Genomic DNA, 13,099 nt, shown 5'->3' with positions numbered 1-13,099 from the left:
GCGCCGATGCGGCTGGGCGCCGTGATCATCACCATGGGCAACCGCCCCGACGAGCTCAAGGCGCTGCTGGAGTCGGTGGCCCGCCAGGACGGCGACCCCGTCGAGGTCGTCGTCGTCGGCCAGGGAGTGCCGGTCACCGGCCTGCCCGAGGGCGTGCGCACCGTCGAGCTGCCCGAGAACCTGGGCATCCCGGGCGGCCGCAACGTCGGCATCGAGGCCTTCGGCCCCGGTGGCGCCGACGTGGACGTCCTGCTCTTCCTCGACGACGACGGGCTGCTGGAGCGGAGCGACACCGCCGAGCTGTGCCGGCAGGCCTTCGCCGAGGACCCGGAGCTGGGGATCGTCAGCTTCCGCATCGCCGACCCGGACACCGGCGCCACCCAGCGCCGTCACGTGCCCCGGCTGCGCGCCTCGGACCCGATGCGTTCCTCCCGCGTGACCACCTTCCTGGGCGGCGCCAACGCCGTCCGCACGACGGTGTTCCAGCAGGTCGGAACCCTGCCCGGGGAGTTCTTCTACGCGCACGAGGAGACCGACCTTGCCTGGCGGGCGCTCGACGCCGGGTGGCTGATCGACTACCGCGCGGACATGGTGCTGCTGCACCCGACCACCGCCCCGTCCCGGCACGCGGTCTACCACCGTATGGTGGCCCGTAACCGGGTGTGGCTCGCCCGCCGCAACCTGCCCGCCCCGCTGGTCCCGGTCTACCTGGGCGTCTGGCTCGCGCTGACGCTCGTGCGCAGGCCCTCGGCGCCGGCGCTCAAGGCCTGGTTCGGCGGGTTCAAGGAGGGCTGGACCACACCCTGTGGTCCCCGGCGCCCCATGAGGTGGCGTACGGTCTGGAAGCTGACCCGGCTGGGCCGACCGCCTGTCATCTGACAAGCTCACGTCTGGGAGCATGGGCCCCATCCCGGGTCCGGCGCTCCAGCCCCGATGCCCCTCCTGCCGCATCTTGAAGACGGAAAGTTTCAACTTGTGAGTGACACAACCCACGACGGCGCCCTCGCCACGAGCAAGCCGCCGTCCGACGACGCGGGCCTGAGCCCCGCCGAGCTCGCCAGGAAGTACGGCCTGTCGGTCAGTGGCGCTCGGCCCAGCCTGGGCGGATACGTGCGGCAGCTCTGGGGCCGGCGCCACTTCATCATGGCCTTCTCCCGGGCCAAGCTGGTGGCGCAGTACAGCCAGGCGAAGCTCGGCCAGATCTGGCAGGTGGCGACCCCCCTGCTCAACGCGCTCGTCTACTACCTGATCTTCGGCCTCATCCTGAACGCGGGCCGGGGCATGGAGAAGGGGGTGTACATCCCCTTCCTGGTGATGGGCATCTTCGTCTTCACCTTCACCCAGAACTCGCTGATGGCGGGCGTCCGGGCGATCCCCACCAACCTCGGCCTGGTGCGCGCGCTGCACTTCCCGCGCGCCTCGCTGCCGATCTCCTTCTCCATGCAGCAGCTCCAGCAGCTGCTGTACTCGATGATCGTCGTGGTCATCGTCGCGGTCGCCTTCGGGAACTACCCGCAGCTGTCCTGGCTGCTCGTCGTCCCTACGCTGGCCCTGCAGTTCGTCTTCAACACCGGCCTCGCGCTGGTCTTCGCGCGGATGGGGTCCAAGACCCCCGACCTCGCGCAGCTGATGCCCTTCCTCACCCGCACGTGGATGTACGCCTCGGGCGTGATGTTCTCGATCGGCACGATGCTGAAGGACAAGCCGGCCTGGATCGCGGACGTCCTCCAGTGGAACCCCGCGGCGATCTACATGGACCTCGTCCGCTTCTCCCTGATCGAGGACTACGGCGCGTCCAACCTGCCGCCCCACGTCTGGCTCTTCGCGGTCGGCTGGGCCGTCCTCATCGGCGCCGGCGGCTTCGTGTACTTCTGGAAGGCTGAGGAGCGTTACGGCCGTGGCTGAGATCACCCGGGGCCTCGTGCCCACCGTCATCGCCGACGAGGTGCACATCGTGTACCGCGTCAACACCGGCAGCTCCGGCAAGGGCAGCGCCACCGCGGCGCTGAGCAAGATACTCCGCCGCGGCAAGGGCGACTCCCCGGGCGTCCGCCGGGTCCACGCCGTGCGCGGGGTCTCCTTCACGGCGTACCGCGGCGAGGCCATCGGCGTCATCGGCTCCAACGGCTCCGGCAAGTCCACCCTGCTGCGCGCCATCGCGGGCCTGCTGCCCTGCGAGTCCGGCAAGGTCTACACCGACGGCCAGCCCTCGCTGCTGGGCGTGAACGCCGCCCTGATGAACGACCTCACGGGCGAGCGCAACGTGGTCCTCGGCGGTCTCGCGATGGGCATGACCCGCGAGCAGATCAAGGAGCGCTACGAGGACATCGTCGACTTCTCGGGGATCAACGAGAAGGGGGACTTCATCTCCCTTCCCATGCGCACCTACTCCTCGGGCATGGCGGCGCGCCTGCGCTTCTCGATCGCGGCCGCCAAGGACCACGACGTCCTCATGATCGACGAGGCCCTCGCCACCGGTGACCGCAAGTTCCAGGTCCGTTCCGAGGCGCGCATCCGCGAACTGCGGGAGAAGGCCGGCACGGTCTTCCTGGTGAGCCACAACAACAACTCCATCCGCGACACCTGCAGCCGGGTGTTGTGGCTGGAGAAGGGCGAACTCCTGATGGACGGGCCCACGGAGGAAGTCGTCTCGGCCTACGAGAAGGCCACCAGCCACTGACCGAGGGCTCCGGCCCGCCGGATCCGGCCGTCGCAGGCCCCCGTCGCTCCGCGCGCCGGGGGCCTCGCCGTGCGGCGGGATCCGGCCGGGGGCCGACATTCCGGGGTGCCGTGAACACCCGATAGGCCCCCGCGGCGTTGTACAGCGTAAGCTGGACCAGTTCTCAATCGCGCCAAGAGGGGACGATTCCCCACAACTGGTTCTCCCTGGATACTCCCGGGTAAACTTCGGCGGCGTGTCCGAAATAGGATGACTTGGGTCGGCAGTGTAGAACGGGAGACGTGACGGCAATGGCTATGGGAATTCTGCGGTCCCCAGGCGCAGTGGCCGTCCCCGCCGCGGGCGGCGGGCGGTGACCGCCGGGCCCGGCATCCGGCCCGGCACCTCCGGCGCCGTCCTCGACCCCCACGCCCGCGCCACCCTCGCCAAGGCCGCGGCGGAGAACTTCCCCGTCGCCCCCGCCTTCCTGCCCCGCGCCTGGCGCGAGGGCCTGACGGCGGTCTACGGCTACGCCCGCCTCGTCGACGACATCGGCGACGGCGACCTCGCCCCCGGCGGCCGCGACGCCGTGCTCCTGGGCCTCGACCCGGCCGCGGTGGACGACCGCCCCGCCATGCTCGACGCCTTCGAGGCCGACCTGCTGCGCGTCTTCGGCTCCGCCGACGGCCCGCCCCGCCACCCCCTGCTGCTGGCCCTGCGCCCCGTCGTGCGCGACCACGGCCTCACCCCCGAGCCCTTCCTCGGGCTCATCGACGCCAACCGCCGGGACCAGCACGTCACGCGGTACGCGACGTACGCGGACCTCCTCGCCTACTGCGAGCTCTCCGCCAATCCCGTGGGCCGCCTCGTGCTCGCCCTGACCGGTACCGCGACCCCCGAGCGGATCCGCCGCTCCGACGCCGTCTGCACCGCGCTGCAGATCGCCGAACACCTCCAGGACGTCGCCGAGGACCTCGGCCGCGACCGGATCTATCTCCCCGCGCAGGACATGCGCCGCTTCCACGTCACCGAGAACGACCTGCGGACCCCGTCCGCCGGAGCGTCCGTACGCTCCCTGGTCGCATTCGAAAGCGAACGCGCACGCGAACTCCTGAATGAAGGCACCCCCCTCGTGGGTAGCGTGCACGGCAGGCTACGGCTGTTGCTCGCGGGGTTCGTGGGAGGAGGGCGCGCCGCCCTGCGGGCGATTTCGGCCGCAGGCTTCGACGTGCTCCCCGGCCCGCCCAAGCCCACCCGGAGCCTCCTGCTCCGCGAGGTGGCCGCCGTCCTGCGCACAGCGCCGAGAAAGGGGTGAGCCCGAACGTGGAGGGCCCCACACACGCGTCCGCTCCGTCCGCTCCGGTCCTCGCGGCCTACAGCTACTGCGAGGCCGTCACCGGAACACAGGCGCGCAACTTCGCGTACGGCATCCGGCTGCTGCCCACCGACAAGCGGCACGCGATGTCGGCGCTGTACGCCTTCTCGCGGCGCGTCGACGACATCGGCGACGGCACGCTCCCGCCCGAGGCCAAGCTCGTACGGCTGGAGGAGACCCGCGCCCTGCTCGGCCGGATCCGGGCCGAGGAGGTCGACGAGGACGACACCGACCCCGTCGCCGTCGCCCTCGCCCACGCCGCGCGGCGCTTCCCGATCCCCCTCGGCGGCCTCGACGAACTCATCGACGGGGTCCTGATGGACGTCCGCGGCGAGGAGTACGAGACCTGGGACGACCTCAAGGCCTACTGCCGCTGCGTGGCCGGGGCCATCGGACGGCTCTCCCTCGGCGTCTTCGGCACCGTGCACACCGGCGGCCTCGGCGCGTCCGAAGCCGCCCGCGCCGACGAATACGCCGACACCCTGGGCCTGGCCCTGCAACTCACCAACATCCTGCGGGACGTTCGCGAGGACGCGGCCAACGGCCGCACCTACCTCCCCGCCGAGGACCTCGCCAAGTTCGGCTGCTCCGAAGGCTTCCACGGCGACCGGGCCCCCGCCGGAGCCGACTTCGCCGGCCTCGTCCACCACGAAGTACGGCGCGCGCGGGCCCTGTTCGTCGAGGGCTACCGGCTGCTGCCGATGCTCGACCGGCGCAGCGGCGCCTGCGTGGCCGCGATGGCCGGCATCTACCGCCGCCTCCTGGACCGCATCGAGCGCGAGCCCGAAGCCGTGCTGCGCGGACGCGTCTCGCTGCCGACCCACGAGAAGGCGTACGTCGCCGTGCGCGGCCTGTCGGGCCTCGACGCCCGCACCATCTCCCGCCAGAGCACGCGCAGGCGCGTCTGATGCGGCGCACGAGGACCCCCGCCCCGGCCCCGGCCGCCCGCCGGCCCCGGGGCGCCCGCACGGCCGCAGGCCACCCGGCCCCCCGGCGGGCCGCGGCCCGCCCCGCGGCGGATCCGGCCGACGGCCGGGCAACCCCGGCAGCCGTCGCGGCGTCTCTCCGGGCGGGCGGAGGCCGTGGTCCGCGCCGGGCCGCGGCGCACCGAGGCATGCCCGCCCCCACCGCCCGCCAGGGCCACCGCACCACGGGGGAGGACGCATGAGCACGGCCGACCAGAGCGCGCGGCGGGACGCCGGCCAGGACGCCGGCCGGCACGCCGTCGTCGTCGGCGGCGGACTCGCCGGAGTCACCGCCGCGCTCCGGCTCGCCGACGCCGGACTGCGGGTCACCCTGCTCGAAAGCCGCCCCAGGCTCGGCGGCCTCGCGTTCTCCTTCAAGCGCGGCGAGCTGACCGTCGACAACGGCCAGCACGTCTACCTGCGCTGCTGCACGGCCTACCGGTGGTTCCTGGAGCGCATCGGCGGCGCGGACCTCGCCCCGGTCCAGGACCGGCTCGACGTCCCCGTCCTCGACGTCGCCCACCCCCGGGGACCCCGCCTGGGCCGGCTGCGCCGCAGCGCCCTGCCCGTCCCCCTGCACCTGGCAGCCTCCCTGGCCACCTACCCGCACCTCTCGCTCGCCGAGCGGGCGGCCGTGGGACGCGCCGCCCTCGCCCTGCGCCGCCTCGACCCGGCCGACCCGGCGCTCGACGGCCTGGACTTCGCCACCTGGCTCGCCCGCTACGGCCAGTCCCCGCGCACCGTCGAGGCCCTCTGGGACCTCGTCGGCATCGCCACCCTCAACGCCACCGCCGACCAGTCCTCGCTGGGCCTGGCCGCCATGGTCTTCAAGACCGGCCTGCTCTCCGAGAGCGGCGCCGCCGACATCGGCTGGGCCCGCGTCCCGCTCGGCGACCTCCACGACACCCTCGCCCGCAAGGCCCTCGACGCCGCCGACGTGCGCACCGAACTGCGCACCCGGGTCACCTGCGTCTCCCGTACGGACGACGGGAACTGGCGGGTCGACACCGAGGAGGAGTCCCTCGCGGCGGGCACCGTCGTCCTCGCCGTCCCGCAGCGCGAGGCCCACGGGCTGCTGCCGCCGGGGGCGCTGGCCGACCCGGACAAGCTCCTCGACATCGGCACCGCGCCCATCCTCAACGTCCACGTCGTCTACGACCGCAAGGTGCTCAGGCAGCCCTTCTTCGCGGCCCTGGGCTCCCCCGTCCAGTGGGTCTTCGACCGCACCGACGCCTCCGGCCTCACCGACGGCGGCCAGTACCTGGCCCTGTCCCAGTCGGCGGCCCAGGACGACATCGACGAACCGGTGTCCGTCCTGCGCGCCAAGTACCTGCCGGAGCTGGAGCGGCTGCTGCCCGCCGCCCGCGGCGCGAAGGTGCGCGACTTCTTCGTCACCCGGGAACGCACCGCCACCTTCGCCCCGAGTCCGGGCGTCGGCCGGCTGCGCCCCGGCAACCGGACCGACACGCCGGGCCTCTACCTCGCCGGTGCGTGGACCGCCACCGGCTGGCCCGCGACCATGGAGAGCGCGGTCCGCAGCGGCACCGGTGCGGCACGGGAGGCACTCAGCGCCCTGGGCCGCCCCGCCGGACGTCCTCCGTGGGAGGCGGCATGACGACCACGACCACCAGCACAACCGGCACAGCACGTACAGGAACCAGAGGAGAGCCAGTGAACCCGGGGAACCCGGCTGTCGAGAACACGGCTGCCAGTGTGGGCACGGCCGGCGGGGAGCAGGCGGACACGCTCGCCCTCCTGGAACGCGGCCGCACGCTGTCGACCCCCGTGCTCCGCGCCGCCGTAGACCGGCTCGCGGCGCCCATGGACACGGTCGCCGCCTACCACTTCGGCTGGATCGACGCCCAGGGCAACCCGGCGGACGGCGACGGGGGCAAGGCCGTCCGGCCCGCCCTCGCCCTGCTCTCCGCCGAAGCCGCCGGTGCCTCCGCGGAGGTCGGCATCCCGGGCGCCGTCGCCGTGGAGCTCGTCCACAACTTCTCGCTGCTGCACGACGACCTGATGGACGGCGACGAACAGCGCCGCCACCGCGACACGGTCTGGAAGGTCCACGGACCGGCGCTGGCGATCCTCGTCGGCGACGCCCTCTTCGCCCTCGCCAACGAGGTCCTGCTGGAGCTGGGCACCGTCGAGGCGGGCCGCGCGGCCCGCCGTCTGACCACCGCCAGCCGCAAGCTCATCGACGGCCAGGCCCAGGACATCTCCTACGAGCACCGCGAGAGCGTCAGCGTCGAGGAGTGCCTGGAGATGGAGGGCAACAAGACGGGCGCCCTGCTCGCCTGCGCGGTCTCCATCGGCGCCGTCCTGGGCGGCGCCGACGACCGCACCGCCGACAAGCTGGAGGAGTACGGCTACCACCTCGGCCTCGCCTTCCAGGCCGTCGACGACCTCCTCGGCATCTGGGGCGACCCGGACGCCACCGGCAAGCAGACCTGGAGCGACCTGCGCCAGCGCAAGAAGTCCCTGCCCGTGGTCGCCGCCCTCGCGGCCGGCGGACCCGCCTGCGAGGAACTCGCGCAGCTGCTCGCCGCCGACGCCAAGAGCAACGACTTCGAGAACTTCTCCGAGGAGGAGTTCGCCCACCGCGCCGCGCTCATCGAGGCGGCGGGCGGCCGCCAGTGGACCGCCGACGAGGCCCGGCGCCAGCACGCGGTGGCGATCCGCGCCCTGGACGACGTGAACATGCCGCAGCGGGTACGGGACCAGCTCGTCGCCCTCGCCGACTTCGTCGTCGTGCGCAAGAGGTGATCGCCACCCGGCAGCGGATATGAAGCGCGAGTCGCCGGCCGGCGCCGCCACCTGCTAGAGCGCACCGGCCGACGGCAGACCCCAGCACAGCAGAGGACACTGTTCTAAGGGGAAGCCATGACAGCGACGACCGACGGCGCCGGTGCGATGGCCCGCGGTGCGGATCCGGAACACGAGGGCGGGACGGCCGCGACGGCCGCCCCGCCGCCCGCCGCGCCGGCGGGCGCGCCCGCGGGGCCGCCCGGAGCCCGGGGCGGGCCCGGCGGCCCGCCGCGCGGTGTCCAGGAGGCCACCGACAAGGCCGTCCGCGCGCTGCTGGAGCGCCAGGACCCGGCCGGGTGGTGGAAGGGCGACCTGGAGACCAACGTCACCATGGATGCCGAGGACCTGCTGCTGCGGCAGTTCCTCGGCATCCGGGACGAGGCCACCACGCGCGCCGCCGCCCTCTTCATCCGGGGTGAACAGCGAGAGGACGGGACGTGGGCCACCTTCCACGGCGGGCCGCCCGAACTCTCCGCCACCATCGAGGCGTACGTCGCCCTGCGCCTCGCCGGGGACGACCCCGGAGCCCCGCACATGGCCCGCGCCTCGGCCTGGATCCGGGCCCGCGGGGGGATCGCCGCCGCCCGGGTGTTCACCCGGATCTGGCTCGCCCTGTTCGGCTGGTGGAACTGGGACCACCTGCCCGAACTCCCGCCCGAGCTGGTCTTCCTGCCCTCCTGGGCGCCCCTGAACATCTACGACTTCGGCTGCTGGGCCCGCCAGACCATCGTCCCGCTCACCGTCGTCTCGGCCCTGCGGCCCGTCCGCCCGGCCCCCTTCGCGCTCGACGAGCTGCACACCGACGCGCGCACCCCCTTCCCGGCCAGGCCGACCGCTCCGCTGGCCACCTGGGAAGGGGCCTTCCAGCGGATGGACAAGGCCCTGCACGTCTACCGGCGGTTCGCCCCGGGCCGGCTGCGCAAGGCCGCCATGACGGCCGCCGGCCGCTGGATCGTCGAGCGCCAGGAGAACGACGGCTGCTGGGGCGGGATCCAGCCACCCGCGGTGTACTCCGTCATCGCCCTGCACCTGCTCGGCTACGACCTGGGGCACCCGGTGATGCGGGCCGGACTGGAGTCCCTCGACCGGTTCGCGGTCTGGCGCGAGGACGGCGCCCGGATGATCGAGGCCTGCCAGTCCCCGGTGTGGGACACCTGCCTCGCCGCGATCGCCCTCGCCGACGCCGGGGTGCGCCCCGACCACCCCGCCCTGGTCAAGGCCGCCGACTGGATGCTCGGCGAGGAGATCCGGCGCAGCGGCGACTGGGCCGTGCGCCGCCCCGGGCTCGAACCGGGCGGCTGGGCCTTCGAGTTCCACAACGACAACTACCCGGACATCGACGACACCGCCGAGGTCGTCCTGGCCCTGCGCCGCATCCACCACCCCGAACCGGCGAAGGTCGAGGCCGCCATCGCCCGCGGGGTGTCCTGGAACCTCGGCATGCAGTCGAAGAACGGCGCCTGGGGCGCCTTCGACGCCGACAACACCAGCCCCTTCCCCAACCGGCTGCCCTTCTGCGACTTCGGCGAGGTCATCGACCCGCCCTCGGCCGACGTCACCGCCCACGTCGTCGAGATGCTCGCCTTCGAGGGCAAGGCCGCCGACCCCCGCACCCGACGCGGCATCGCCTGGCTGCTCGCCGAACAGGAGCCGGACGGCGCCTGGTTCGGGCGCTGGGGCACCAACTACGTCTACGGGACGGGCTCGGTGGTCCCGGCCCTCACCGCCGCCGGCATCGCCCCCTCGCACCCCGCGGTCCGGCGGGCCGTGCGCTGGCTGGAATCCGTACAGAACGAGGACGGCGGCTGGGGCGAGGACCAGCGCTCCTACCAGGACCGGTCATGGGCCGGCAAGGGCGCCTCCACCGCCTCCCAGACCGCCTGGGCGCTGATGGCGCTGCTGTCGGCGGGGGAGCGCGACGGCGGTGCCGTCGAGCGGGGACTGGCGTACCTGGTCGGGACCCAGCGCCCGGACGGGACCTGGGACGAGCCGTACTTCACCGGCACCGGCTTCCCCTGGGACTTCTCCATCAACTACCACCTCTACCGGCAGGTGTTCCCGCTCACCGCGCTGGGCCGCTACCTCCACGGAGAACCGTTCGGCCCGGACGGTCCGCGCACGGCCGGGGCCCACCGGCCGGCCGGAGGGTCCTGATGGCCGCCGGAGCGCCACCGCCCCGGCCCCCGCTGCTGATCGCCTGCGCCCTGCGCATCGAGCAGGCGGCCCTGCGCAGCGCGGGCCGCGGCGGCGCACCGGACGGGGCGCTGCTGCGCACCGGCATGGGCCCGCGCGCGGCCGAGCGCGCCCTCACCCGCGCCCTGGGGCGGCCGGGCATGGAGCGGGCCGCCGTCCTGGCGACCGGCTTCTGCGCCGGCCTCGTCCCCGGGATGCACCCCGGCGACCTGGTCGTCGCCGAGGAGACCCGGGACCCGCGCGGGGCGGTCGCCTGCACCGGCACCGCCCTCCTCGCCGAGGCACTGGCCCGGGCGGTGCCCGGCCGGACCGTGCACCTCGGCGCACTGACCGGATCCGACCACGTCGTCCGCGGGCAGGAGCGCGCGCAGCTGCGCGCCACCGGTGCCATCGCGGTCGACATGGAGTCCGCGGCCACCCTGTGGACCGCACACGGGGGCGCCGACCGTCCCCTTGCGGCCGTCCGGGTGATCGTGGACGCTCCGGAGCACGAGCTCGTCCGTATCGGCACGGTGCGCGGTGGAATATCGGCCTTCCGCGTGCTGCGTGCCGTACGGCCCGCGTTCCATGACTGGCACCGTTCGTTGCTGCTCCCCAGGAGGTGAGCCAGATGGCCATGCCGTTGCGACAGTCCATCAGGGTCGGGACCTATCTTCTCGAACAGAAGCTCCGCAAGCGCGAGAAGTTCCCGCTGATCGTCGAGCTGGAGCCGCTCTACGCGTGCAACCTGGCCTGTGAGGGGTGCGGGAAGATCCAGCATCCGGCGGGGGTGCTCAAGCAGCGCATGCCCGTCGCCCAGGCGGTCGGCGCCGTCCTGGAGTCCGGCGCCCCGATGGTGTCCATCGCGGGCGGCGAGCCCCTGATGCACCCGCAGATCGACGAGATCGTGCGGCAGCTCGTGGCCAGGCGGAAGTATGTATTCCTCTGCACCAACGCGATGCTGCTCCGCAAGAAGATCGAGAAGTTCACCCCCTCCCCGTATTTCGCCTTCGCCGTCCACATCGACGGGCTGCGCGAACGCCACGACGAATCCGTGGCCAAGGAAGGCGTCTTCGACGAAGCCGTGGCGGCCATCAAGGAGGCCAAGCGCCGCGGATTCCGGGTCACCACCAACTCCACCTTCTTCAACACCGACACACCCCAGACGATCATCGAGGTGCTGAACTACCTCAACGACGACCTCAAGGTCGACGAAATGATGATCTCGCCCGCCTATGCCTACGAAAAGGCCCCCGACCAGGAACACTTCCTGGGTGTCGAACAGACCAGAGAACTCTTCAAGAAGGCCTTCGCCGGAGGCAACCGGCTGCGCTGGCGGCTCAACCACTCCCCGCTCTTCCTCGACTTCCTCGAAGGCAAGGCGGATTTCCCCTGCACCGCCTGGGCCATTCCGAATTACTCCCTCTTCGGCTGGCAGCGGCCCTGCTACCTGATGAGCGACGGCTACGTGCCCACGTACCGGGAGCTGATCGAGGACACCGACTGGAGCAAGTACGGCCGCGGCAAGGACCCGCGCTGCGCGAACTGCATGGCGCACTGCGGCTACGAGCCCACCGCCGTCCTCGCCACGATGGGATCCCTCAAGGAGTCCCTGCGCGCGGCCCGGGAGACGATCGGCGGCAACCGGGCCGGCTCGGCATGACGTCCGCGCCCGGAGGGGGCGGGGGCTTCGACCTCGCCGCGCTGCTGGCCGAGCGCGGCGGGGAGCGGTACGAGCTGCACACCCGCCACCTCAACCACCAGCTGCCCCGGATGCTGCGCACCATCGGCTTCGACAAGGTCTACGTACGGGCCGAGGGCGCCCACTTCTGGGACGACGAGGGCAACGACTACCTCGACATGCTGGCCGGGTTCGGCGTGATGGGCCTGGGCCGGCACCACCCCGTCGTGCGCCGGGCCCTGCACGACGTGCTGGACGCCCAGCTCGCCGACCTGACCCGCTTCGACTGCCAGCCGCTGCCCGGACTGCTGGCCGAGAAGCTCCTCGGGCACAGCCCCCACCTGGACCGGGTCTTCTTCGGGAACAGCGGCACCGAGGCCGTCGAGACCGCCCTGAAGTTCGCCCGCTACGCCACCGGCCGGCCCAGGATCCTCTACTGCGACCACGCCTTCCACGGGCTCACCACGGGCTCGCTGTCGGTCAACGGGGAGGGCGGCTTCCGCGACGGTTTCGCGCCGCTGCTGCCCGATACGAAGATCGCGATGGGGGACCTGGACGCCCTGGAGGCGGAGCTCCGGCGCGGGGACGTCGCCGCCCTGATCGTCGAGCCGGTCCAGGGCAAGGGCGTGCTCGCGGCCCCGCCCGGGTACCTGCGCGCCGCGCAGGAACTGCTGCACCGCCACAAGGCGCTGCTCATCGCGGACGAGGTCCAGACCGGGCTCGGCCGGACGGGCGATTTCTACGCGTACCAGCACGAGCCGGGCGTGGAACCGGACCTGGTGTGCGTGGCCAAGGCCCTCTCCGGCGGCTACGTCCCCGTCGGGGCGACCCTCGGCAAGGACTGGATCTTCCAGAAGGTCTACTCCTCCATGGACCGGGTGCTGGTGCACTCCGCCAGCTTCGGCTCCAACGCGCAGGCGATGGCGGCCGGGCTGGCGGTCCTCGCGGTGATGGAGGACGAGCAGGTGGTGGCCAACGCCCGCGCCATGGGCGACCTGCTGCGCGGGCGGCTCGCGGCGCTGGTGGACGAGTACGAGCTGCTGCACGAGGTGCGGGGGCGCGGCCTGATGATCGGCATCGAGTTCGGCCGGCCGTCCTCCCTGGGGCTGCGCAGCCGCTGGGCCGTGCTCCAGGCGGCCCGCAAGGGCCTGTTCGCGCAGATGGTGGTGGTGCCCCTGCTGAACCGGCACCGGATCCTGACCCAGGTCTCCGGCGACCACCTGGAGGTCATCAAGCTCATCCCGCCGCTGATCGTGGACGAAGGGGACGTGGACCGGTTCGTCGGGGCGTTCCGTGAGGTCATGGACGAAGCGCACGGCGGGGGCGGCCTGATGTGGGACTTCGGCAGGACCCTGGTCAAGCAGGCGGTCGGCAACCGCTGAGGGCGCGGCGGGGGGCCGTGCGGGGACCCCGTACGGGCCCCCCGCGCGGCCCGTACG

11 protein-coding genes are annotated in these 13,099 nt (G+C 72.8%); all 11 read left to right on the top strand.

The window, feature by feature from the left end; all coding sequences use genetic code 11:
- Positions 1-6: 6 nt before the first annotated feature.
- Entirely contained in the window at positions 7-879 is an 873-nt protein-coding gene (locus ACZ5D2_RS08650; protein ID WP_371681108.1) for a glycosyltransferase family 2 protein, read from the top strand.
- A 96-nt stretch (positions 880-975) separates the two neighbouring features.
- Positions 976-1,905, top strand: a complete 930-nt coding sequence (locus tag ACZ5D2_RS08645; protein WP_266843841.1) for an ABC transporter permease — start codon at positions 976-978, stop codon at positions 1,903-1,905.
- Positions 1,898-2,680: an ABC transporter ATP-binding protein gene (locus tag ACZ5D2_RS08640; RefSeq protein WP_266843843.1), complete on the top strand. Its 783-nt coding sequence runs from the start codon at positions 1,898-1,900 to the stop codon at positions 2,678-2,680. The genes ACZ5D2_RS08645 and ACZ5D2_RS08640 overlap by 8 nt, the downstream gene beginning before the upstream one ends.
- Positions 2,681-3,050: 370 nt before the next feature.
- Positions 3,051-3,974, top strand: a complete 924-nt coding sequence (hpnC, locus tag ACZ5D2_RS08635; RefSeq protein WP_468928291.1) for a squalene synthase HpnC — start codon at positions 3,051-3,053, stop codon at positions 3,972-3,974.
- Complete coding sequence (hpnD, locus tag ACZ5D2_RS08630; protein ID WP_468928210.1) at positions 3,971-4,942, top strand: presqualene diphosphate synthase HpnD; 972 nt, start codon at positions 3,971-3,973, stop codon at positions 4,940-4,942. The genes hpnC and hpnD overlap by 4 nt, the downstream gene beginning before the upstream one ends.
- Positions 4,943-5,198: 256 nt before the next feature.
- Positions 5,199-6,614 (top strand): hydroxysqualene dehydroxylase HpnE, encoded by a 1,416-nt coding sequence (gene hpnE, locus ACZ5D2_RS08625; protein ID WP_468928209.1) that lies wholly within the window; start codon positions 5,199-5,201, stop codon positions 6,612-6,614.
- Positions 6,615-6,670: 56 nt separating this feature from the next.
- The gene (locus tag ACZ5D2_RS08620; protein WP_371675713.1) at positions 6,671-7,765 is read left to right on the top strand and encodes a polyprenyl synthetase family protein; all 1,095 of its coding nucleotides are present in this window, start codon (positions 6,671-6,673) and stop codon (positions 7,763-7,765) included.
- A gap of 117 nt (positions 7,766-7,882) precedes the next feature.
- Complete coding sequence (gene shc / locus ACZ5D2_RS08615; RefSeq protein ID WP_371675712.1) at positions 7,883-9,961, top strand: squalene--hopene cyclase; 2,079 nt, start codon at positions 7,883-7,885, stop codon at positions 9,959-9,961.
- Positions 9,961-10,605 (top strand): phosphorylase family protein, encoded by a 645-nt coding sequence (locus ACZ5D2_RS08610; protein ID WP_468928206.1) that lies wholly within the window; start codon positions 9,961-9,963, stop codon positions 10,603-10,605. The genes shc and ACZ5D2_RS08610 overlap by 1 nt, the downstream gene beginning before the upstream one ends.
- A 5-nt stretch (positions 10,606-10,610) precedes the next feature.
- The gene (hpnH, locus tag ACZ5D2_RS08605) at positions 10,611-11,642 is read left to right on the top strand and encodes an adenosyl-hopene transferase HpnH (protein ID WP_468928204.1); all 1,032 of its coding nucleotides are present in this window, start codon (positions 10,611-10,613) and stop codon (positions 11,640-11,642) included.
- Positions 11,639-13,042 carry an aspartate aminotransferase family protein gene (locus ACZ5D2_RS08600; RefSeq protein ID WP_371675710.1) on the top strand — a complete coding sequence of 468 codons (1,404 nt, stop codon included), beginning with the start codon at positions 11,639-11,641 and terminating at the stop codon, positions 13,040-13,042. Before hpnH ends, ACZ5D2_RS08600 begins: the two co-directional genes overlap by 4 nt.
- The last annotated feature ends 57 nt before the right edge of the window (positions 13,043-13,099 follow it).

This window comes from Streptomyces sp. NPDC031479, assembly GCF_055581065.1.
Note: the sequence above shows the minus strand (reverse complement) of the source record. Positions and strands in the feature narration are given on the sequence as shown.

What these genes read in the sequence shown, in the direction of transcription:
- shc (WP_371675712.1), top strand. Translation starts at nt 7,883, where the DNA reads ATGACAGCGACGACCGACGGCGCCGGTGCGATGGCCCGCGGTGCGGAT.
- ACZ5D2_RS08610 (WP_468928206.1), top strand. Translation starts at nt 9,961, where the DNA reads ATGGCCGCCGGAGCGCCACCGCCCCGGCCCCCGCTGCTGATCGCCTGC.
- hpnE (WP_468928209.1), top strand. Translation starts at nt 5,199, where the DNA reads ATGAGCACGGCCGACCAGAGCGCGCGGCGGGACGCCGGCCAGGACGCC.
- hpnH (WP_468928204.1), top strand. Translation starts at nt 10,611, where the DNA reads ATGGCCATGCCGTTGCGACAGTCCATCAGGGTCGGGACCTATCTTCTC.
- ACZ5D2_RS08650 (WP_371681108.1), top strand. Translation starts at nt 7, where the DNA reads ATGCGGCTGGGCGCCGTGATCATCACCATGGGCAACCGCCCCGACGAG.
- ACZ5D2_RS08600 (WP_371675710.1), top strand. Translation starts at nt 11,639, where the DNA reads ATGACGTCCGCGCCCGGAGGGGGCGGGGGCTTCGACCTCGCCGCGCTG.